Annotated in this window: 15 protein-coding genes; 9 read left to right on the top strand and 6 right to left on the bottom strand. The window is 72.6% G+C overall.

All coding sequences use genetic code 11. The features are described from left to right. Window positions 1–56: 56 nt before the first annotated feature. From OG490_RS03305 to OG490_RS03280, 6 genes are read left to right on the top strand one after another with little or no spacing between them, the layout of a single operon-like run. A complete protein-coding gene (locus OG490_RS03305) occupies window positions 57–743 on the top strand; it encodes a 2OG-Fe dioxygenase family protein (RefSeq protein ID WP_330294768.1) in 687 nt (228 codons plus the stop codon). Next, entirely contained in the window at window positions 740–1606 is an 867-nt protein-coding gene (locus OG490_RS03300; protein ID WP_330294767.1) for a class I SAM-dependent methyltransferase, read from the top strand. Before OG490_RS03305 ends, OG490_RS03300 begins: the two co-directional genes overlap by 4 nt. Next, window positions 1603–2988 (top strand): diaminopimelate decarboxylase family protein, encoded by a 1386-nt coding sequence (locus tag OG490_RS03295; RefSeq protein ID WP_330294766.1) that lies wholly within the window; start codon window positions 1603–1605, stop codon window positions 2986–2988. Before OG490_RS03300 ends, OG490_RS03295 begins: the two co-directional genes overlap by 4 nt. Continuing rightward, entirely contained in the window at window positions 2985–4310 is a 1326-nt protein-coding gene (locus OG490_RS03290; RefSeq protein ID WP_330294765.1) for an MFS transporter, read from the top strand. Before OG490_RS03295 ends, OG490_RS03290 begins: the two co-directional genes overlap by 4 nt. Further along, window positions 4307–5587 carry an ATP-grasp domain-containing protein gene (locus tag OG490_RS03285; RefSeq protein WP_330294764.1) on the top strand — a complete coding sequence of 427 codons (1281 nt, stop codon included), beginning with the start codon at window positions 4307–4309 and terminating at the stop codon, window positions 5585–5587. Before OG490_RS03290 ends, OG490_RS03285 begins: the two co-directional genes overlap by 4 nt. Continuing rightward, entirely contained in the window at window positions 5584–6777 is a 1194-nt protein-coding gene (locus OG490_RS03280) for a GNAT family N-acetyltransferase (RefSeq protein WP_330294763.1), read from the top strand. Before OG490_RS03285 ends, OG490_RS03280 begins: the two co-directional genes overlap by 4 nt. 126 nt (window positions 6778–6903) lie before the next feature. Here OG490_RS03280 and OG490_RS03275 read toward each other — a convergent pair whose 3' ends face one another. The 6 genes from OG490_RS03275 to OG490_RS03250 form a co-directional block, all read right to left on the bottom strand. Next, on the bottom strand, window positions 6904–9081 hold the full coding sequence (locus OG490_RS03275; RefSeq protein WP_330294762.1) for a protein kinase domain-containing protein: 2178 nt from the start codon (window positions 9079–9081) through the stop codon (window positions 6904–6906). Between the two features lie 88 nt (window positions 9082–9169). Continuing rightward, window positions 9170–11542 carry an outer membrane protein assembly factor BamB family protein gene (locus tag OG490_RS03270; RefSeq protein ID WP_330294761.1) on the bottom strand — a complete coding sequence of 791 codons (2373 nt, stop codon included), beginning with the start codon at window positions 11540–11542 and terminating at the stop codon, window positions 9170–9172. Window positions 11543–11580: 38 nt separating this feature from the next. Then, entirely contained in the window at window positions 11581–13608 is a 2028-nt protein-coding gene (locus OG490_RS03265) for a serine/threonine-protein kinase (RefSeq protein WP_330294760.1), read from the bottom strand. A 94-nt stretch (window positions 13609–13702) separates the two neighbouring features. Then, window positions 13703–14794, bottom strand: a complete 1092-nt coding sequence (locus OG490_RS03260; RefSeq protein ID WP_330294759.1) for a PP2C family protein-serine/threonine phosphatase — start codon at window positions 14792–14794, stop codon at window positions 13703–13705. Between the two features lie 74 nt (window positions 14795–14868). Next, window positions 14869–17349: an ATP-binding SpoIIE family protein phosphatase gene (locus OG490_RS03255; protein WP_330294758.1), complete on the bottom strand. Its 2481-nt coding sequence runs from the start codon at window positions 17347–17349 to the stop codon at window positions 14869–14871. Window positions 17350–17495: 146 nt separating this feature from the next. After that, complete coding sequence (locus OG490_RS03250; protein ID WP_330294757.1) at window positions 17496–19472, bottom strand: hypothetical protein; 1977 nt, start codon at window positions 19470–19472, stop codon at window positions 17496–17498. 200 nt (window positions 19473–19672) lie between these two features. On the opposite strand from OG490_RS03250, the gene OG490_RS03245 reads away from it, so the two are divergent. Genes OG490_RS03245 through OG490_RS03235 form a run of 3 tightly spaced genes read left to right on the top strand, consistent with a single transcriptional unit; the run spans window position 19673 to window position 22775 of the window. Then, window positions 19673–21028 (top strand): ABC transporter substrate-binding protein, encoded by a 1356-nt coding sequence (locus tag OG490_RS03245; RefSeq protein ID WP_330294756.1) that lies wholly within the window; start codon window positions 19673–19675, stop codon window positions 21026–21028. Then, window positions 21025–21948 (top strand): carbohydrate ABC transporter permease, encoded by a 924-nt coding sequence (locus OG490_RS03240; protein ID WP_330294755.1) that lies wholly within the window; start codon window positions 21025–21027, stop codon window positions 21946–21948. Before OG490_RS03245 ends, OG490_RS03240 begins: the two co-directional genes overlap by 4 nt. Further along, complete coding sequence (locus OG490_RS03235) at window positions 21945–22775, top strand: carbohydrate ABC transporter permease (RefSeq protein ID WP_330294754.1); 831 nt, start codon at window positions 21945–21947, stop codon at window positions 22773–22775. The genes OG490_RS03240 and OG490_RS03235 overlap by 4 nt, the downstream gene beginning before the upstream one ends. The last annotated feature ends 1 nt before the right edge of the window (window position 22776 follow it).

The raw sequence follows: 22776 nt of genomic DNA, 5'->3' as shown, positions 1-22776 counted from the left end.
TCACCTGTTCACCAGGGCGAGGGGAGATCCCCTGTGCCCAAACGCCGGAGGATTTCATGGGGTTGAACGCACAAGGCTTCACGATCATCGATACGCCGCCGCTCGACGAGCACACCCTGTCGCAGTTCGAGAGCCTGCCACTCGACCCGTACACGGGGTCCAAACAGCGCTACCGCCGGTTCTCCCAGTTCCGCCTCGTCCACGAGGGGGAGTGGAAGCTGGAACTCCTGCCGCACCGTCACTTCGCACAGCCCCGCCAGTACAACGACCTGGTGGGCGGGCAGTTGCGGACCCTGGAACCGCTGACGGTGGATCCGGCTCCGCTCATCGCCGCCGGGGCGGAGGCTCTGGACCTCGACAAGGCCACCGTGTGGCAGCTCAACATCCACCAGTGCCGGGTCGTGTCCACCCCGGACGTCGAGGGCGTGGCCGCTCCCGAAGGCCCGCATCGGGACGGCCACCGCTTCGGCATCGTCGCCGTCACCCACCGCCACAACATAGAAGGCGGTGAGACCCAGTTGATGCCGCTCGGCGGAGGCGAGCCCTTCTTCCGCACCACTCTCCAGGAGGGCCAGGCCATCGCTTTCGACGATCAGGCGATGTTCCACCACGTGACCGACATCGAGCACGTCACGGACGAGGGCGGCCACCGGGACGTGTGGCTGGTGGCGGTCAACCCCTGGGAAGACCGCCGGTACGGCGATGAGTACGAGGCAGAAGTCCTCGCGAGCAACGCGTCGTGACCGCCGTGACTCAGATCGCGCTCACCGCGCCCACAGGTCCTACTTCTTCCTCTTCCGCGCGCGCCGCCGAACCGGTCTACGACCGCATCGGTGTCGGCTACTCCTCCGTGCGCCGGCCCGACCCCCGGTGGGCACGGATCATCCGGGCCGCCTTGGGCGATGCCCGCACCGTCTTGAACGTCGGAGCGGGCTCGGGTGCCTACGAACCGACCGACGTGCAGGTCGTCGCGGTCGAGCCCTCGCTCGAAATGCGCGCACAGCGCGACCGGACCGCCGCCGCCCCGTGCGTCATCGGCAGGGCGGAGAGTCTGCCCTTCGACGACCAGGCGTTCGACGCAGTGCAGGCCGTCCTGACCGTGCATCACTGGTCCGACCTGGAAGGCGGGGTCTCGGAACTCCTCCGGGTCGCATCCCGCTTCGCGGTCGTCACGTACGACATGGACGTCCAGGCGGGCTTCTGGTTCACGCGGGACTACGTTCCGGAGATCGCCGAGGCAGAACGCTCCCGGGTCCCGTCACTGGAGCGCCTCACCTCGCTGCTCGGCCCCTGCGAGGTCGCCGAACTGCCCGTCTGGCACGACTTCACCGACGGCTTCATGACCGCGTTCTGGCGCCGGCCCGAGGCGTATCTCGACCCCCTCATGCGACGTGCCTGCTCGGCCTTCGCGCTGACCGACGCGGAGGCGGTCGAGCGCGGAGTCGAGCGGCTGCGCGCCGACCTGGCGTCGGGTGCCTGGCACCGCCGGTACGCCGACATGATCACGCGCGACAGCATGGACGTCGGATTCCGGCTGCTCACCGGAACATCGCCGCAAGCGGCAGGAGACCGGCGGACCACGGCGGGGGAAAGGGCGGGCGTATGAGCGGCGCACCGCCGGACCCGGCCTGCGCGCCGGGCTGGGACTACGACCGCCTGGTCGCCCTGGCTGCCCGCCACCCCACCCCCTTCCACGTCCTGGACACCGCCCGGCTGGACCGGGCCGTGCAGGACCTGTTCGGTGCCCTGGGCGAACTGGCGAGGCCGACCCGGACCTACTACTCGGTGAAGACCAACTACCTGCCCCATCTGACGCGCAGGCTCGCGGGTCACGGCATGGGAGCCGACGTCGTGTCGGGGTACGAGCTGGAGGCCGCGCTCGCGGCCGGGTTCGCGCCGGCGGAGACGGTGTTCAACGGCCCGGTGAAGACCGAGGAGGAGCTGGGCCTCGCAGTCCGGCACGGAGTACGCGTCAACATCGACGGCGAGCACGAGATCGAGGTGCTGGAACGCCTCGCGGAAGCGGCCGGGCGAGGCACGGTGGAGGTGGGGATCCGGGTATCTCCCGGAGTGCCGGTCTCGACCTCCTCCGACCCCTCGTACCGGCTCCAGGCCGAACGGGCAGCCCTGCGCAACCGGTTCGGCTGGCCGACCGGATCCCCGCAGCTCGCCCGGCTCGTCGAGCGCATCGCGGCGTCCCCGTACCTGAAGCTCACGGCCGTCCACGCCCACCTCAGCAGCCAGATCGTGCACCAGGAACTGATGCTGCGCGCTCTGGAGACGGTGCTGGGCGAGGCGGCCGAGCTGCACCGACGGTTCGGACTGCGCGAGGTCAACATCGGTGGCGGGTTCGGTGTGCCGGGCATCCGGCGTCCCCGCTCCGGGCCGCTGTCCGCGGTGTGGGGCCTGCACGGCGGCGCCCCGGTGGCCGATGAGGAACCGTTCCTGGACGCGGCGCTGCTGTTGTCGGACGTGGACAAGCACATGCGCGAGCTGGGCCTGGACGGAGTGACCCTCGCCTGCGAGCCCGGCCGCTGGCTGGTCTCGGACGCGATGGCCATGGTGACCCGCGTGATGTCGCGGAAGGAGCTGCCGGAGTCCCGCTGGCTGATCGTGGACGGGGGCAACAATGTGGCCCCGTGGACCGGTAGCGGTGAGGTGCACCGGCTGGTTCCGATCGGCCGCGTGTTCTCGTCGGACCGGTCCACTTGGTCGGTGGCCGGGCCGCTCTGCTACGAGAACGACATCCACTCCCAAGCCGTAGCCCTGCCCGACGACGTGCGGACCGGCGACCTGCTGTGCCTGCACGACACCGGCGCCTACTCCCTCGGCAGGAGCAACAACTTCATCCGGACCCGGGCCGCCGTCATCGCCATCGACGGGGACCAGGACCAACTGGTGTGGCGGGCCGAGACCGGTGAGGACGTGTTCCGCCTGGCCGACCCGGAGCCCCCGCCTGCCGACGAGCACACGGGACCTCCGCGGTGATCAGGAGCTACGCGGAGCTGCTGAGGCTCCCGGGCGCGAGCGCGGCAGCGGTGCCTGCCGCGCTCGCGCGCCTGGCAGGGACGATGGTGCCGCTCGCCCTGCTGCTGACCCTGGTGCGGTCGGGGCATTCCATTGCAGCGGGCGGCGCCGCCGGCGCGGCCTACGCACTGGGCGGCGCGGTCGCGGGCCCGGCCCTCGGCCGGCTGATGGACCGGCTCGGCCCGGCCCCGGTGCTCCGGGTCACCGGCCCGGTGGCCGGGCTCGTCCTGGCCTGGGCCGCGTTCGGCGCGGACGGTGCGTCGGCGGCAGTGCTCATTGGTGCGGCGGCCACCGCCGGGCTGGCCACAGCGCCGGTCGGGGCCTCCGTACGGGCCATGTGGCCCGGGCTCACCGAGGACGCGGCGCTGCGCCAGCGGGCGTACTCCTTCGAGGCGACGCTCAGCGAACTGCTGTTCATCCTCGGGCCGACGGCGGTCACGGTGCTGGGCTCGCTCGTCGGAGCCCGCCCCGCCCTGCTGGTCACCGCGGTCCTGCTGGGCACCGGTGCGCTCGGATACAGCCAGGCCGGCGTCGTACGCCGACGGCGGCCGCAGCCGAGGCCACCGGCTCCCGAGGGCTCCGGCGGCCCGGCGGGCACCGGTGCACGCCGGTCGGGACCGAGTGCCGCCTCGCTGTCCGTCCTTGCCGCCATCGCCCTGACAGCCGCACTGTCCAGCGCGCTGGCGGTCGCGGTCACCGCCGCCCTGCGCGACCAGGGCTCCGCGGCGGAACTGGCAGGGAGCATGGTGGCGCTGCAGTCGGCGGGCAGTGTGCTCGGCGGTCTGCTCTACGGCGCCCGCACCCCCAGGGGGAGCACCTTCCGGCGGTACATCCGGCTGCTCATCGTGCTGGCCGTCGCCCTGGCCGCCCTGCCGGCAGTCCAGTTGGCGCACCGTGCGGGCTTGCCGTCTTCGTGGACGCTGGTCGCGTTGGGCGCCCTGCTGGTGCTCACCGGCCTGCCCATCGCCCCTGCCGGGGCCGAGGAGTTCCAGCTCATCGGTGAGATGACGGCCCAGCAGAAGATGACCCAGGCGTTCGCCGGGGTCGGCAGCTTCATCGCGGTCGGCGCCGCGGTGGGCTCTGCGGTGGCAGGTCTCGTAGCCGAGACCCTCGGCCCGGCCGTCGCCCTGTGCCTCCCGGCCTTGTTCACGGCTCTGGCGCTGCTGGTGTCCCTGGCAGCTCGGCGACCGATCACGGCGGCCCTCGCCCCGGCCGAGCAGAACGCTCCGGGCGCCCGCCTCACCCCACACCCCACCCCCGACATCGGAGACTCGCACGCATGAGCACTTCACCCGGCGTACTGGCCGTAGTCGAGAGCCAGTTGTCGAACTTCGGCCTGACCCCGCTGCGGGCCGCACACGAGCTCGGCTTCCACACCGTGCTGATGAGCAACAACCCCGACCGATACCGGGCGGTCAGTCTCGCCGAGGAGGTCTACGCCAAGCACATCGACGAGATCATCCAGGCGGACACCAACTCCGCCGACGCGGTGGCCACGGCGTTGGAGCCGATGCACGCCGCGGGCCGGCTCAGCGGTGTGATGACCGTGACGGACTACAACATCCCGATCGTCGCGGAGGTCGCGGCCCGCTTCGGTCTGCCGGGACTGTCACCCGCGGCCGCGCGGAACTGCCGCGACAAGCTGCTGATGCGCCAGGCCTGCCAGGCGGCCGGAGTGGCGGTGCCCGGATTCCACCAGGCCACGAGTGAGGACGACGCGCTCGCCGCGGCCGACCGCTTCGGCTACCCCTGCGTGGTCAAGCCGATGACCGAGTCCGCGAGCATCGGCGTCACCCTGTGCCGCACCCCGGACGAGGTTCTCGGGGCCTACCGGGACATCAGCTCCTCCTCGACCGACTTCCGGGGCCAGCCCCGCCGTCCCGGTGCGCTCGTCGAGGAGTACCTGCTGGGCTTCGAAGTGAGCGTCGAGTCGGTACTGGTCGACGGCGAACGGCGGTTCCTGGGCGTCACGGACAAGGCGCTCGGCCCCCACCCGTACTTCGTGGAGATGGGCGACACCTTCCCGTCGATGCTGTCGGAACCGGTTCGCGAGGAGTGCATCGAGCTGGCCCGCCGGGCCCTGGAAGCGGTCGGGCACGACTTCGGCGCAGCCCACGTCGAGGTGAAGATGACCGCCGACGGGCCCCGGATCGTGGAGGTCAACGGCCGGATGCCCGGCGCGGAGATCACCCAGCTGATCCGCGAGGCGACCGGGGTGTACCTGCAGCGCGAGGTGGTCAAACTGCACACGGGCCGGTCCGCCGACCTCACGCCCACCCGCAACCGCGCCGCAGCCTCCCGCTATCTGGCGGCCCGGCAGTCCGGCACACTGTCCGGCATCGACGGAGCCGTCCTGGCCCGCCGGGTTCCCGGCGTCGTCGAGGTGGACCTGGAGGCCCATCCGGGCGACCCGGTCCGCCCGGCCGAGAGCAACCTGGACCTGCTGGGATACGTCGTCGCGGCCGGCGACACCACCGGTGACGCGGTGCGCCGGGCCGAAGCGGCCCTGGGCCAGCTCACCCCGCGGATCGACACTGCCGACGGGGCGGAGCCGCGGTGAGCGCGGCGCGCGGGGCCGACGGACCGGGGCTGCTGGAGGTGACCGCACACCGGGACCTCGCCCACCTCTCCCACCTCTCCCACCTCTCCCGCGCCGACGGCCTCGGTACGGAGCGCTGGGACGCGCTGTTCGGACCGCGCGGCTTCTACTCGGCGAGCCCGTGGCTCCGCCACGCGCAGGCCACGGCCGCCACCGCGCCGTACTACTTCACCGCAGCCGACGGACCCGAATGGGTCTGCGCCCTGCCCGCTTACCCGCTGGAGCAGGACACCCCCTACGTCTTCTGCAGCCCGGGCACGGTGGTCGACACCCTGTACCGGCAGGCCACCGGGGACGACGCCCCTTGGGCGGCGGGATTGATGCCGGCCCTGGCCTGTGGCGGCCGCAACCCCTCCCACACCAAGGCGGGCGTGGCCGCCGGGCTCGGCCCGCGCCGGCAGCGCGAAGCGGTGGAGGCGGTCGTCGAGGCGGCGGAACGGCAGGCGTGGGCAACGGGGATGGAGTCGGTCTCGTTCCTCTACGTCGACGAGGACGACGAGCTGCTGCGCGGAGTCCTGCGGGACGCGCGGTACGTTGCGCTGCCCGGGCAGACGGCCTACTCGTTGACCGTTCCGCAGGACGGCTCCTTCGACAGCTATCTGGCACGGTTCGAGCAGCCGCGCCGGGTGAAGATCAAGCGGGAGCTGCGAGCCCTGGCCGAAGCAGGGGTCTCGTACCGGACCCGGCCGCTCACCGAGGAGTTGATCGACCAGGTCGCCCCGCTGGAGATGGCTCTCTACGCCAGGCACGGCACCACGGCGAACCCGGCAGCCTTCCGGGCCGTGTTCGACAGCATCGCGGCGAACGCCGCAGATGCGGCCCGGGTGACCACCGCCCACCGCGACGGTGCGCTGATCGGTTTCGTCCTCACCTTCACGCACGGCGGCGAGATGTACGCACGGCAGGCGGGCTTCGACTACGAGGCGCAGGGGAAGCTCCCGGTCTACTTCGGGCTGGTCTACTACGAACTCCTGCGCATCGCGCTCGCCGAAGGGATGTCCCACCTCCACTACTCCACAGGATCCGACCGCGTGAAACTCTCCCGCGGCTGCACCCCCCGGCGCCAGTACGCCTACCTCAAGGCCCGCCGCCCAGAGCAGGCGGAACACCTGGCCCGCCTCGCCCGGCTCGCCGGCCCCGGGCACAACTGACCCCGGAACCCGGGGCCCGGGTTCGTCGTGGCGGAGGCCGTCCCCCGAGCCGGGGCCGGCGTCCGCCCCCGCGGACGGCCATCAGGACGTGACCCCGGCTGCGGCCCGCCGGGGTCGCGGCGGATGTCAGTCGAGCGGTACGGCCGCGAGCCGGTCGACGGTCTGGGGGTAGAGGCGGTTGCCGTGCTGGACGATCATCGTCGGGCCGTCGGGCATGTTCACGGCCCCGGCGGCGAGCGTCCACGCGACGCGGCGGGCGGCGACGTCGACCGCGACGACCGCCTGACCGTCGCCGCCGACCGCCGCGTAGAGCTCCCCTCGGAACGGGGCGGGAGCCGCCAGCATGGAGACGTACGCGCCCGGGTCGTGGGTCCACACCTTCTTCCCGGTCGACTCGTCGAAGGCCTGGAGCGCCCCGTCCGCGACGTACACGGTGCCGTTCACGCAGACGGGCGCGCTCAGCAGTTTCTTTCCCTCCGGCTCCAGCTTCCAGGCCACCGCTCCCGTCACCAGGTCCACCGCCGTGATCCGCTCCTCGAAGTCGAAGACGTGGCGGTCCGAGGCGACCGGGGGGTTGATGCCTCCCGACTGGTCGGGTGACGCCGCCTCCTGGTCGGTGCGGACCCGGCAGGCCCACAACACGCGGCCGTCGCGCAGGTCCACGGCGAAGACGCGTGCGGGATCCGAGCAGATCAGGCGGCCGCCGGAGATGACTGACGACATCATGAGGGATCCGAGCGAGTCCAGGACGGCGCCCTCGATGCGGGTGCGCCAGCGCAGTTTCCGGGCGGCCGGCTCGTAGGCGAGCAGCCAAGCCTGCTCCTGCTGTTGCCGGTCACCCGATCTGAAGTACGCCTTGAGGTAGAGGCATTCGGCGTCCGCGGCCAGGAGCTGCGTGGTCTGGGTGAGATCGCCCAGGACGGCCGGGTTGGCCGCGTCGGCGGCGAGGTGGCCGGTGCGCGGGTCGAGGTATCCCGCGCTCGCGATGCCGTCGTCGTCGAAGACGAAGCCCACGAGGCGGTCTCCCGCCACGGCCACGTCGGCCTTGGCGCTCTGGGTCTCCCACAGGATCCGGCCGTCAGCCGTCGAGATGCCGCGCAGCACGTCGCTCGTGTGGATGAGGACCTCGTCGGACGCGACGGCCGCGGAGGCGGAGAACGGGGACGGAACCGACCACAACGGGCCGGGAGGGGTGCCGGGCGGGCGGGAGGACCGGCCGGGACCGGGCGGCGTCGTACGGGTCCCCGAGCCGGAGCCGGAGCCGGAACCAGGGCCCGAGCCGGGGAAGTTCCCGGTGGCCCAGAGCGCCGCGACGCCGCCCACGGCGGTGAGCGCGGCGGCTCCCGTGCCCGCGATCAGGGCGCGTCGGGAGAGCGCGCGGCGCGGGGCGGGGGCGCGCAGCGGTTCGGGGGCCACGCCGGCGACGTCCCCGATCCGGCGGGACAGGTCGGCGAGGAGCGCCTGCGGCAGCAGCTCGGCGAACTCCTCGGGGTCGAACGGCCCCCACGCGTCCCGCAGTCGGCCGGGGGCGGGCCGGTCGCCGGGCTCCGGCGACAGGCAGGCGGCGAGTGTCCCGCGCAGCCCGTCCGGCAGGCCCGTCAGGTCGGGGTCGGCGCCGTCCCGCAGCAGTTCGAGGGTGCTCTGCCGGCCGCGGGCGTCGTAGGGGCCGTGCCCCGTCGAGGCGAACACCAGGACCGCCGCGAGGGCGAACACGTCGCCTTCCGGGCCGGGCGGTCCCCCGCGGGCCTGCTCCGGTGACATGTACGCCGGTGTGCCCGCGAGTCCCCCGGCCTCCGTGAGGCGGGGGCTGCCCGGGGCCTGGGCGAGCCCGAAGTCGATGAGCCGGGGGCCCTGCACGGTGATCAGTACGTTCGACGGCTTGACGTCCCGGTGGACGAGCCCGGCACGGTGCAGGGCGGCGAGGGCGCCGGCGAGCCCGGAGCCGAGTCCGCGGACGACCGCTTCGGACAGCGGCCCCCCGGCCGCCACCGCCTCGGTCAGCGAGGGCCCGATGAGGTACGCCGTAGCCAGCCAGGGCCGCGCCGTGTCCGGGTCGGCGCCGAGGAAGGCCGCGGTGTGCTCCGCTCCCAGGGCCCGCGCGGCCTCGGCCTCCAGGGTCAGCCGCTGGCGGTAGCCGGGCCGGTCGCGCAGATCGGACCGGACGGTCTTGACCGCGGCGAGGCGGCCACCGGCGGCACGGGCCAGGAAGACGGTCCCCATGCCGCCGCCGCCCAGCCTGCCGAGGAGGGTGTACTGCCCGAGCCGCTCGGGATCGTCGGGCAGCAGGGGCAGGAGCGTGGACATGACCGGTGGACTCCTTCGGGGCGGACGGGCGTATCTGTCGGTAGGTGTCTGTGCGTGCGTCAGCGGGCGCGGGAGCGAGGGCGTGGGGTCAGTCCGCCGGGAGGGCGACGACGGCGGACGGCCGGGCGACGAGGAGGGTGCCGGGGAGCGCGGCGAGTTGGAACGGTTCCCGGGCTTCCACCCCCGCGAGCCCGGTCTGCCACAGCCGTTTGCCCGAGGGGATGCCGGTCGCGGTGACCTGGTGCAGGGTCGCGAGGTAGAGGGTGCGTCCGGTGGCGCTCGCGGTCATGCTCCCGAGCTCGTTCCACGCCAGGTTCTCGTTGAGCGTCTGCTCCCACAGCGTCCGGCCGGTGTCCGGGTCGACGGCGACGATGGGCCCTGTGCCGTCGTCGGCCAGGTACAGGGTGCCGCCGCTGAAGAAGGGCGGGGCGTTGGTCCCGGCGACCAGGGCCTGCGACTCCCACAGCCGGGTGCCGGTCTTCAGGTCGTAGGCGTGGGCGCGACCGCCGGAGAGCAGGAACAGCCGCCCGCCGCCCGCCGGGTCCACCACGGAGGCCGGGCCGGCGTGCACGTCGGGATAGGAGCGGTTCCAGAGCATGCGTCCGCTGCTCCGCTCGAAGCCCGCGATCGCGAGGGTCCGGACGGCCGTGACGTCCCGGAACACCGGCCGGGGTACCTGCACCTCCACGACGACCGTCTCCGGGCCGACCGTGGTGGCGAGTTGCCCGTTGCCGAATCCGCTCGGCAGCGGGCTGCGCCACAACTCCTTGCGGTGGTCCAGGTCGAACGCCGCCAGCAGGTATCCGCCCGTCGCGCTCCCGTCCGCCATACGCAGCCACGCGGTGGCGCCGTCGGCGGCGAGCACCCCCGCGAGCTGCTCGTCGCGCTGGAGCCACTGGGTACGGCCGTCGCGCATCGAGCAGAGCGACAGCCCTTCGCGCGTGGCCGTCAGGAAGCGGTCGCCGGGCACTTGTACGGGCGGGGTGCTGCCGCCCGTGGGCAGCTGCCACACCTCCTTGCCCGTGCGCAGGTCGTGCCCGTACAGGACGTCGCCGCGCGTCATCAGGCAACGATCGGCGCTGCCCACCGGGAGGAGCCGGATGCGGGCCGTCGGGTCGTCCAGACGCCACAGGGCGGCCGGCGGCATGCCGGGCACGCGGGGGCTCGTACCGGCACCGCCCCCTGCCGCGGACGGCCCGGTGCGGCCGTCCCCGTGGGTCAGCGCGGACCGGGCGAGGGTCCCGCAGACCCCCAGGGCCGCGCCCGCCGCGCCGGTCAGCAGGCCGGACAGCACCCGGCGGCGGGTGGGCGGGGCGGACGCGTCGGGGGTGGTCGTCGGGGCCGGAACCGGGCCGGGGGCCGGGGGCGTCGCCGCCTGGGTGGCGGGGTGCGGGGGCTCGTGCGCATCGGCGCCCGCCGGGGCCCGGTCGTCCGGATGCCCGTCCCCGTCCCCGTCCGCGTCCGCATCTGCATCGGCGATCTCCAGGTCGGCGATCGCCTGCGTGCGTACGGCCAGTGCGGCGACGACCCGGCCGGGCAGGGGCTCCGGCGGCCGCTCCACGTCCAGCCCGCCGGGGGCCAGCGTCCGCCGCAGCTCCGCGGCGGTCGGGCGGTCCTTAGGGGAGGCGGCCAGCGCCGCGGCCACCACCTCGCCCAGCTCGCCCGGCAGGTCGGGCAGTTCGGGCCGGTCGTGGACGGCGCGGTAGGCCAGCACGGGCGGCGGGCCGTCCCCGAAGGGGAGCCGCCCGGTGGCCGTGTGGAGCAGCAGCACCGCCAGGGAGTACACGTCGCCGGCGCTGGAGGAGGGTCGCCCCGCGGCCACTTCCGGGGCCATGAAAGCGGCGGGCACGGTCGACACCCGGCTGTGCGGTTCGGGCCGCCGGGGCCCCGCGTCGGGTCGGGGCCCCCGGCCGGGCCCCTGCCCCTGCTGTGGCCCCCGGTCCGGTTCCCGAGGCGGCCGCTCGGACGGCATGCGGCAGGCATGCAGGGCCATCAGCAGCGGGCGGGCCGTGGTGAGCCAGACCCCGTCGGGTGCCACCGCGCCGTAGCTGATGCCCCGGGCGTGCAGGGCGGCCAGGGTGTCGGCGATCTCCGCGGCGAGCCGCACCGACTGGTCCAGGGGCAGGATCCCGGACTCCGTTCCGGGCCGCCGCCCCACGTCGGAGAGGGACACGGCAGGGGTGTGTACGAGAGCCACCCACGCGGGCTCGGTCCCGGTGTTCAGGTCCAGTACGGCCGGCACCCCCGGCACGGGCCCGCGGCTCAGGGCCTCGGCAGCCCGGCACGCGGCCGGGGGCAGCAGGCACACCACGGCGTGCCCGTGGTTCCGGTCGCGGCCGAGGTACATGCCGCCGCGCGGCGGCACCGGCCGGGGGCCGGGCCAACGGGCCAGCAGCCGGTACGGCCCGGCCGACCGCGGGTCCTCGGGGCCGAGGCCCTCCTCCAGACGTCCGCCCCCCACGCGTTCCCCCCTCGCCTCGTGGCCCCGCCCGGGGCCGGTCACATGCCCGGCAGGGCGCGGACCGCGCTGCCGCGTTGCCAGATGGCGCTGCCGCCGGCGACCACGCCCCGCCAGGGAGCGTCGGCCCGGCCCCCTCCGGCCGGGGCCGGTGCGAACACGTACTGTTCGGCCGCCCGCCCGCCGTGCACCACGAGGATGCCGAGCTCGGGCTTGCGCAGCGGCGCGAAGATCCCGGATCCCGCCACCAACGGGGCCTGGTCCTGGGCAAGTTCCTCGGAGGCCAGCACGGTCCAGACGGAGGTCCCGGTCTTCGCGTCGATGCTCCGGAGCTGTCGGCCGTCGGCGACGTACACGCTGTCGCCGGACGGCGTGGGCATGCCGAAGCCCGCGCCGTCGTCCGCGGTCAGGGTCCACAGCTGTTCGCCCCGCCCCCGGTCCAGGCAGGTCAGCGTCCGGTCTCCGGCCCCGCCCAGCAGTACTCCGCGCGCGGAAAGGGCCGTCCACGAGCTGTCGGTGCCGGCGGGCCGCCGCCACACGGAGCCGCCGTCGGCGGCGGACAGGGCCGCCACCCCGCCGGTGGCGGAGGCCAGGAGCAGCAGCCCGTACCCCGCGGCCGCCGAGAGCACCTTCCCCGACACGGGGACGGGCACGCGCCAGCGCACCCCGCCGTCCGCCCCCTTGAGCGCGGCCACGCGGCCGTCGGCGTCGAGGACGTACACCTGGTCCTCGGCGGCGGCGAGCAGCCCGGTCACTCCGTCACCCGCGCGGTGGCGGACCGTACCGCTGCCGGGGTCCAGGAACAGCAGGGCGCCGTCCGGGGCCAGGGCGACGGGCCGGCGGCCGCCGACGAGGTTGCGCACCACCGGGCCGCGCCAGCGCCGTTCGCCCGAGACCGGATCGTGGAGGAGGAGCTCACCGCCGCCGTCCGCGAAGCACACCCGGCCGTCGACGTCGACCGGCCCGAAGGCCGACTGCGCCGCGGCGCCGTCGTACGACCACAGGGGCCCCGGCACCGTGCCGGGCGGGCCGCTCCAGCGGGGGGCGGGGGTGCGGCCGGGGCCGTCGTCCCCCTGGAGGGTGCGCAGGGCGGTGGCACCGGTCGCCGCGAGGAGCACGGCCGCGCCGACGCCGGTGAGCACCCTGCGCCGGGTCTGCAGCGTCGGGCCGGCGCCCAGGGCGGCTGCGGCCCGTGCGATCTCGGCGGCGTCGGCGAGCGCCGTGGGTGGCAGCCAGCGGGTGGCGGCGCGCAGGGCGATGCCCTGCGGGTCGAGTTCCGCGGCCACCTCCGCGGCGGCGGGCCGGTCTTCCGGCTGCTTTTCGAGGCAGCCGCGGATCACGGGCGTCAGCTCGGCCGGTACGTCCGTGAGGTCGGGGGCCTCGTAGGCGATGCGGAAGTCCGAGCGGACCGGGTCTCCGTCGTAGAAGGCGTGCCGGCCGGTCAGTGCGAAGACGAGCAGCGCGCCGAGGCAGAAGACGTCGCTCGGCGGTCCGAGAGGCCCCTTCACCACCTGTTCGGGCGACATGTAGCCGGGCGTTCCGGGGCGCTGCCCGGTCGTGGTCAAAGTGGCGTCGCCGGTGACCCGGGCGATGCCGAAGTCGACGACGCGGGGGCGGTCGGCGCCGAGGATGACGTTCGACGGCTTCAGATCGCGGTGTACGACCCCGGCCGCGCCCAGGGCCGTCAGGGCCCGGCCGAGCGCCCCGGCGAGGACCCGCACGGCGGGCGCGGGCAGGGCTCCGTGCCGCAGTACGGCGGCGGCGAGGGTCGTGCCGGGTACGAACTCGGCGGCGATCCAGGGCACTTGCCCGGCGGTCGAGGAGCCGAGCACGTTGGCGACGAAGGGGCTGCGGACCGCCGCCGCGGCGGCGGCCTCGCGGGTGAACCGCTCGCGCAGGTCCGCGTCGCGGAAGAGTTCGGGCCGGATGGTCTTCAGGGCGACCGGACGCCCCCGGCGGCGGGCGAGGTAGACCGTCCCCATGCCTCCGGCCCCGAGCACACCGAGGATCCGGTGACCTCCGAGCTGCGCGGGCGTACCGCCCGGCAGTGGGGCGATCACTGGTGTCATGCCGTTGATCGTATGCATGCGTCCGTCAACCATCGCTGGAATCAGCAAAGTTGACGTACGGCGCTCGCCGAGCAGCCGTCTTCGGTCGCCCGCCTCAGGGCTCGCACAGGCGTACGGCGAGGGCGGCGACGTCGTCGTCGAGGCTTCCTCTTCTGTAGCGCAGAAGATCGCGGTGAAGAGCCGTGAGCAGTTCGCGGGGCGGTGTCGGCGGTTGCCGGAGCATCCAGGCCGCCAGGGGAAAGAATTCGCCGTCGCGGGCGCGGGCCTCGGCGATCCCGTCGGTATAGAGGAGCAGCAGGTCGCCGGGGGCGAAATCGTAGGTGTCGACGTTGTAGTGATCGCCGACGAGCTCCGCGAGGCTGATCAGCGGCGACGGAGTGGCGGACTCCAGGACACGGAGCCTTCTGCGGTGCAGGAGCATTGGTGGGGGGTGTCCGCAGTTGAGGATGTCGATACGGCGGCCCTCGTGCGGGATCTGGACGAGAAGGGCCGTGGCGAAGCGCTCCATCGCCCCGTCCAGGGGGAACGCGGCGTTGTAACGGGTGCTGCTGGCGTCCAGCCTGCGTGCGACGTCGACCATGTCGGCCTCGCTGTAGGCCGCCTCCCGGAAGGCGTTGACGATCGTCGCGGCCGCCCCCACCGCGGGCAGGCCCTTGCCCCGCACGTCACCGATGAGCAGTCTGATCCCGTAAGGCGTGTCGACCACCTCGTAGAAGTCCCCGCCGATGCGGGCCTCCGCCGCAGCGGCGAGGTACAGCGACTCGATCTCGAGGTTGCCCAAGCGGTGCGGCATGGGGCTCAGCACCACCTGCTGCGCGGCGTCGGCGACGAGCCGCACCTGGAAGAGGGTGCGCTCGCGCTGGAGCCGGACGTGGCTTCCGTAGGCGGCGGCCACGGTGACCGCGATGATTCCCGCGGCCGTCCACCACGTTCCCAGATCGGGGAAGACGAGGCTGAGGCCGATCATCAGAAGGAGGCAGACCGTCCCGAGCAGGACGGTGGGCAGGACCGGCCACATGGCGGCGGCCAGGGCCGGCGCCGCAGGAAGGAGGCGGCTGAAGGCCAGGTCCGGCGGAGTGGTGTAGGCCAGGCTGGCGATGACGGCGGTCAGGATGACCGGCGACAGCCGTACAAGTCTTCCCGGGCCTGGGCGCCTACGGTGCCGCGGTGGTCCGGACTCGATCACACTTCCCAGGGTATCCACCTAATGGAGGCACGGCACTCCGGCGAGCCGGCTCGGTGAAGGGCTCCGCCGGGCCGTCAAGGAGGGGGCAGGTCCTGTTCGGACCAGACGGTCTTGCCTCCCGCGGTGTAGCGGCTGCCCCAGCGGTGCGAGAGCTGGGCGACGATGTACAGGCCGCGACCGCCTTCCTCGGAGTTCCTCGCACGCCGCATCCTCGGCTGCGTGTTGCTGGAGTCCGAGACCTCGCACGTCAGGGTGTCCGCCCGGATCAGCCGGAGCCGGACCGGGCCGCCGGCGTGGCGAATGGCGTTGGTGACCAGCTCGCTGACGATGAGCTCCGTGCTGAAGGCGAGTTCGTCGAGGTCCCAGGCGGTCAGCTGATCCAGGACGAGGTGGCGCGCGTCGCCGACGATCGCCGGGTCCGCGTCGAGCTGCCATGTCGCGATGGAGTCGGCGTCCACCACCCGGGTACGGGCCAGCAGGAGGGTGACGTCGTCCCTCAGCCGGCCCGGCGGCAACCCTTCCACGATGTCGTCCCGGGCTTGACGCAGCGGCCGGCCGAGCACGTCCGCGCGCAGCAGGCGGTCCGCCAGGTCGCGCATGCCCTGGTCGATGTCCCCCTCTCCGCGTTCGATCAGGCCGTCGGTGTACAGGGCGAGGACGCTCCCCGGAGGCAGATCGCGTTCGACCGGCTCGAAGGGCCAGCCACCGACGCCCAGGGGCGGGCCGGGGCTCAGCTCGACGTACTCCACGGTTCCGTCCGGGCTGACCACGGCCGGCGGCGGGTGTCCGGCGCTCGCCATGACGCAACTTCGGGTGATCGGGTCGTAGACGGCGTACAGGCAGGTGGCACCAGCCGGTCCGCTGCGCAGCGGCGTACCCGCGTCGCCGTCCTCCATGTCGTCGCTCTCGGCCTCGGCGGCGACCTGCAGGACCATGTCGTCCACGTGGGCCAGCAGTTCCTCGGGTTCCAGTTCCAGGTCTGCCATCGCGCGTACGGCGCTGCGCAGGCGGCCCATCATGGCCGTCGCGTGCAGGCCGTGACCGGCGACGTCCCCGACCACCAGGGCGACACGGGCCGAGGACAGGGGGATGACGTCGAACCAGTCGCCGCCCACTCCGCTGTCCGCGTCGGCGGGCAGGTAAAGGCTGGCGGCTTCCACTGCCGGCGTTTGCGAGGTGGTCGGCGGCAGAAGGCTGCGCTGCAGGCCCACAGCGGTGCGGCGTTCCTTGGTGTACCGCCGCGCGTTGTCCACGGCTACGGCCGCACGGGCTGCGATCTCCTCCAGGAGCGCCAGATCGTCCTCGTCCAGCGGGGAAGCGTCCCCCGTGCGCCAGACCGTGATCCTTCCGAACGCGATGCCCCGTGCGCACAGCGGCGCCGTCATCGCCGAATGTGCACCCGGGACACCGGCGGCCCACTCCGGGGCGGCGTCGCCCACGGGCCCCGCGGAGCGGGTTCCGAGGCCGGTGACCAGCTCTCCCCGGCACTCCCGCGCCGCGGGCGCGGCCGGTTCGGACTTCGCCGCCGCGGGCGCAGGTTCAACGGGCGCCGCGGGAGGAGCCGCGAAATGGACCGTAGCCCTACGCAGCACGTCCGCTGCCGCTCCGGCGGCGGCCATGCGGATCAGCGGCTGCGCGGGATGCCCGTCAGCATCGGGTTCACCGCCGGTCAGAACGGTCTCCACGAGATCCGCCGCGGCACAGTCTCCGAGCGTGGGCGCCAGGATCTTGACCAGGTCCTCGACGGTGCGCAGGACGGACAGCGAACCGCCCAGTGCTCCGGTCGCGCGGTACAGGAGGTCCAGGCGCCCACGAGACCGCTCGTGGTCGGTGACGTCGGTGAACACCGTCGCCACACCCATCGGACGTCCGCCGGGTCCCTGCAGCCGGAACGCCTGGATGGTCACGACCCGGCCGCCTCTGGGGTCGTCCAAGGTGCGCGCGGTCGTGTTGAAACCGATCAGGGGGTCCCCGCTGTGCAGGACCTCCCGCAGCCGGTCGTCGATGATCCGCGCGTCCTCGGCCCACAGGAAGTCGGCCAGGCGCCGGCCGTTCAGTTCGACGGGCACCCCGGTGTACGGCAACAGGTGCGTGTTCGTCCGAAGCAGGCGCAGGTCCGGATCGAAGACGGCAAGGCCCACGCGTCCCTGGAGGAAGAGCTCCTGCGTGAAGGCGTGGTCCTGCCGCCATCGGGCGACCAGCTCCAGGGGTGAGCCGAGTACGAGGCAGCGGGCCGCGTTCCCCCGTACGCCGTCGTTCAGCGGGACGACGCGGAAGCCGATCTCCAGATCGCGTCCGGAGCCGTGCCGCAGGGTGGCCCGGCCCTCCCACCCCTCCGGATCTCCCTGCTTGCCCTGGGCCAGAACCGCTTCCCAGCTGCTCGCGTCTGCCAGGAGGTCCCGTGCCGGTCGGCCGCACACGTCCGCGGACGGGCGTTCCAGAAGGGCTTCGGCGGCCGGCGTCCAGGCGACGATCGTCCCGGCATCGTCCAGCAGCGCCGCGGCCGTGTTCGTCACGGCGAAGGGATAGTCCTGGTTGCCATCAGTGGCGCGCATGCGTGCCCATCTCGTCCGCCGGTCCCTCTGTGCTCATGCTGGTCGATGTCCGGAACGAGAGCCAGAGGCGTTACGCCATCCGGTGCCGGTGTCGGCACCGGATGGCCTCGGCGGCCGACGCGGGAACGGCCGGCCCTGCCCGGACCTCAGCCCACCTGGACCGTGACCGTGCGGCCCGGAGCCACGACCGGGGTCACGTAGGTGTACGTCGCCCCGTCCACCACCTCGGTGCGGGCCGGCTGGGCCACGCCGTCGACCGTGACCGTGGTGTACGTACCGGGGAAGCGGGCCTCCCAGGTGTAGGAGGAGCTGCCCGAGGTGTGCGTGAGTGAGGACTTCGTCGCCCCGTCGTGGCGCAGCGAGAAGACCGAGTCGCCGACCTGGAGGTCGTCGATCCGCAGCCAGTCCATGCCCGAAGGCAGCCGGGACTGGGTGCTCAGGGCGTGTGCGGGCGCGTTGGGAGTGACCCCCATGAGCCCTTCCACGGTCTGGCCGAGCAGGGTGAAGGAGACCTCGGGGTAGTCCCCGTTGGTGCCCTGCTTGGTGTTCACGTGCTGGATGTCCTTGTGGTCGTAGACGTCCTTCATCCACTTCCACCCGGTGTCGCTGCGGTTGTTCCGGAAGAAGGTGTCCGGCAGGTAGGTGAGGGCCTCGATGTTGGAGGGCCGGCCCGGGCCGGAGGCCTGCTGGTCGATGTAGTCCAGGTAGGCCTCGCGGCGGGCGCCGGGTTCGATGATCTGCTTCATCGGCATGAACCAGCTGTTCTCCTTGCCCCAGCCGGTCAGGGCGCGTCCGTCCGTGGTGTAGCCGCGCACCATGTCCGCGCCCGAACCGGTCCCGCTCCAGGTGGAGTTGAAGTAGGTCTTCAGGTCCCGGGCCTTGGCCTCGTTCCGGTCGGCGAGGGCGCGGTCCCCCTTGGAGCGGGCGAGCGAGGCCACCGCGAGGTACGCCTGGTACTGGGAGCCGATCGCGTCGCCGGCCTCGGCGAGCGGCTCGCCGCTCTGCTCGTTGTAGCTGGCGGTGCCCTGGAAGATGCCCTGGCCGGTGCCCTCGGCCACCTTGACCGCGCCGTTGTCCTTCAGGCCGTCGTGCAGGGTGACGAACTCGTCGGTGGCGTGCTGGTAGAAGTTCCACAGCGCCGGGTCGTCGACGTAGGCACGGTCCCCGCTCCAGCGGTACGCCTCCTCGGACTTCTGCACCAGCTCGAAGGTGGCGGGCACCTCGCGGACGAAGTTGGTGGGGCTCCTGTAGTCGATCGAGAGATAGGTCTTCGCGTCGAAGTTGAAGGCCCACGCCGGGTAGTACTTGTGCGCGGGGGTGGCGGACGCGGCGAAGGAGCGCAGCATCGCCTTGTTCTCCGCGTTCAGGCCGAGGACTCCGGCGCCGGCCAGCTGGTGGGCCATGTCGCGCGAGTAGTAGCCGGTGCGGTTGGCGTAGCCGGCCCAGTAGGAGGCCGCGTAGGTGCCGCTGCCGGTGCCGCCGGTGTGGTTCTCGTCCACGTTGAGCGGGCCCTGGGTGCCCGGCAGCTGGACCCAGCTGTTGGCCTTGCGCTTGGACCAGTCGAACATCTCGACGATCTTCGGGTCGGAGGAGCTGATCCTCGGATCCGCGGGGGAGGCGGGGGAGAGCATCACGTCGTCGGCGTTGACCCAGCCGTTCCCGGACTCGAAGGCGATCTCCAGTGTGTCGCCGGGGGCGAGGGCGATCCGGCTCAGCGTGTAGCGCCGGTAGTTCGTCGCGCTCGGCAGGGTGAGTGCGGCGGCGACCGCGCCGTTGACGCGGGCGACGTACCGGCCGTTCGGCCCGCCCGTCGCGACCCAGGCGGATATGTCGTACGCCCCCCGGCCCGTGGCCGTCACGGTCTGGGACACCTTCATTCCCGGCCCGGCGTCGAGGTAGACGAGGCGGGCCCCACCGTGCGGGTAGTTCGTGGCGACTCCCGTACCGGCGGTGAACTGCCAGCCGGTACCGCCCTGTTCGAACCCCGGGTTGGTGACGGCGAGCGGGGCGGGCGGGGGAGGCGCGACCGGTGCGGCCGCGGCCGCCTGGCCGCCGAAGGCGAGCGGGGTGAGCGGGAGGAGGAGGGCGAGGGCGGACAGGAGCGACACACGGGAACGCGTCATCGGGTTCTCCCTGAAGGGGCGGACGGAGCAGGGCGGGCGGCACGCTAGCAATCCCCTCGGAAGTTTTGCAATGAACTTGTCAGAAATGAATGCTGGATCGGACTGAAAGATTTCATTGAACTCTTGCAAGTGACGAGTGTGGCTGGTTACAGTCCTGGCCAGTCGGCTACGGCAACGCTGCGAGCAGGGGTGGGTCAGGCATGGAACTGGAACGTCGGAGAGTGCTGCAGATGGGTGGCGCGATCGCCGCGGGAGCCGGGCTCACCGGCCTGACCGCCTGTTCCGGAACGGGCGGCACGGGCGATACGGGCCAGGGCGGGAGCGCGGGGGAGAAGGACAAGGGCAAGATCGCGGTCTGGTCCTGGCAGGGGCCGGCCGCCGAAATGAAGGCCCTCGTACCGGAGTTCAACAAGAAGTACCCCGGCATCGAGGTGACGGTCGAGGACATCGGCAACCCTGCGATCTGGGACAAGATCACCACCGGGCTCGCGGCCGGCGGCCAGGGCCTCGCCGACGTCCTGCACATCGGGGTCGACTACCTGCCGGGCTACGTGGAGAAGTTCCCCGGCGGCCTCGCCGACCTCGGCCCGCTGGGAGCCAATGCCCACCGGGACGCCTTCGCGCAGGGCATGTGGCAGACCGTGTCCCCCGACGGCAAGCGCGTCAACGCCCTGCCGTGGGAGGCGAACTCGGCCGGCTTCTACTACCGCGCCGACCTCTTCGAGAAGGCCGGGGTCGACGCCGGCGCCCTCCAGACCTGGGAGGAGACCATCGAGGCGGGCAAGGAGATCAAGGCGAAGACCGGCGCCCACCTGCTGGGCATCGACAAGCCCGCCTCACAGGCCGACGCCGCCAACTTCTTCCAGATGCTGCTCCAGTTGCAGGGCGCCTTCTACTTCAGCCTCTCCGGGGACATCACGCTCGACTCCCCGGAGGCCGTGAAGGCCATGACCCTCATCAAGACGATGAACGACGCCGGCCTGGTCAGTGATCTCGCCGGCGGCTGGAACGCCCTGATGAGCTCTCTGAAGCAGGGGACCGCGGCCGTCCTGCCCATGCCCACCTGGTTCGGCGGCATCATCCAGGAGCAGGTCCCCGAAGAAGCGGGCAAGTGGAAGGTCCGCCTTCCCCCGGCCGTGCGCCGGGGCGGCTCCACCGCGGCCACGGTCAACTCCACCCACCTGGCCGTCGCGGGCAGCAGCAAGCATCAGGCCGCAGCCTGGTCCTTCGTCGAGTTCGTCCTCACCCGCCCGGCCTCCCAGGTGCAGATCTACAAGGGCAAGGGCATCGCCCCTGCCCTGATGGCGGCCTACGACGACGCGGTCTTCCACGAGCCGTCCGCCTTCTTCAGCGGCCAGAAGAAGGGCGAGGTCTTCCTGGAGGCCCTCAAGGCCCCCTCGTCCGCCTTCAACTACACCGCCGACTACGCCCGCGCCCTCAAGCTCGTCACCGACGCCCAGTCCAAGGTGCTGCTGACCGGCGCCGACCCGGCGAAGGTGCTGAAGGACGCCGCCGACCAACTCGCCCAGCAGACGGGACGCAAGGTCTCCCGATGACCGTCACGCTCACCGGCAGCACGGCGCGGGCCGTCCCTTCCGAGGGGGTGGCCCCGCGGCCGCGGCCGCGCCGGCGCGTGGCACCGTACCTCTTCGTCCTGCCCGCGCTGCTCCTCTTCGCCGTCTTCAAGCTCTACCCCATCGGCCGTTCCTTCGTGATCAGCCTGCACAAGACCGTCGGCGGGACCGAGCGGTTCGTCGGCGCCGACAACTACGCCCGGCTGCTCCACGATCGGCTGTTCTGGACCGCCCTGAAGAACACCGCGGTGATCCTCGTCGTCCAGGTGCCGGTCATGCTGGCCCTCGCCACCGGGCTCGCCGTGGCCCTGAACTCCACCCTGCTGCGCGGCCGCACGGTCTTCCGGCTCGGCTTCTTCCTGCCCATGGTCACCGGCCTGGTCGCCTACGGGATCATCTTCTCCGTCCTGCTCAACAAGGACTACGGGCTGGTCAACTGGGCGCTGGGACTGGCCGGCCTGGACTCCGTGCCCTGGCTGACCGACCCCCTGTGGGCGAAGGTCTCCCTCGGCCTCGCGCTGACCTGGCACTACACCGGGTACAACGCGGTGATCCTGCTCGCCCGCCTGCAGTCCGTGCCCGCCGAGCTGTACGACGCCGCGGCCGTGGACGGGGCCGGCGCCTGGACCTCCTTCCGCCACGTCACCCTGCCGGGCCTGCGCCCCGCGCTGCTGCTCACCACGGTGCTCTCCACCATCGGCACCCTGCAGATCTTCGACGAGCCGTTCGTGCTCACCGGCGGCGGCCCGGACAACGCCACCCTGACCATCGGCGTGTACCTGTACCAGAACGCCTTCAAGTACTTCGACTTCGGATACGCCTCCGCCATCGCCTACGCCCTGGCCGTCCTCATCGGCATCCTCGGCGTGATCCAGTTCCGCTTCCTGGGGGAGAAGTCATGACCGTCGCCCGCCACCGCGGCCGGAGCATCCTGCTCACCTCCGGACTCGCCATCGCCCTGGCCGTCGTCCTGATCCCCTTCTACTGGCTCGTGGTCGCCGCCACGCACAGCTCCCGGGAGATCTTCGACAGCCCGCCCCCGCTGCTGCCCGGCGGCCACCTGGGCGCCAACCTCAACACCCTCCAGGACACCGCCCAGTTCGGCCGGGTCGTCCTCAACTCCCTGCTGATCGCGGTGGTGTACACCGTATGCGCGGGCGCCGTCTGCGCGCTCGCCGGATACGGCTTCGCCAAGTACCGCTTCCGGGGCAGGGAAGCGCTGTTCGCGCTGCTCATGCTCGGGCTGGTGATCCCCGCCCAGGTCACCCTCGTACCGCTCTTCCAGATGATGGCCGAGCTGCACTGGCTGAACACGTACCAGGCCGTCATCATGCCCAACCTGGCCCTGCCCTTCGGCATCTTCCTGATGCGCCAGTCGATGGCCGCGCTCCCCGACGAACTCCTCGACTCCGGGCGCATGGACGGCTGCGGCGAACTGCGGCTGTTCTGGAAGGTGGTGCTCCCGCCCATGAAGCCGGCGCTGGCCGCCCTGGCGATCTTCCTCTTCCTCTACCAGTGGAACGACTTCGTCTGGCCGCTGATCGTCCTGCGCGACAGCGCCTCGTTCACCGTCCCGGTGGCCCTGGCCTCCCTCCAGGGTCTCGACGAGACCGACTACGGAGCGATCCTCGCCGGAACCGCGGCCGCGGCGATCCCCATGGCCCTCGTATTCCTGGCGCTGCAGCGCCACTTCGTGTCCGGCCTGCTCGCCGGCGCCGTGAAGGAGTGAC

Source organism: Streptomyces sp. NBC_00503, assembly GCF_036346895.1.
Lineage (GTDB): Bacteria > Actinomycetota > Actinomycetes > Streptomycetales > Streptomycetaceae > Streptomyces.
This window is presented reverse-complemented; position numbering and strand designations above follow the sequence as displayed.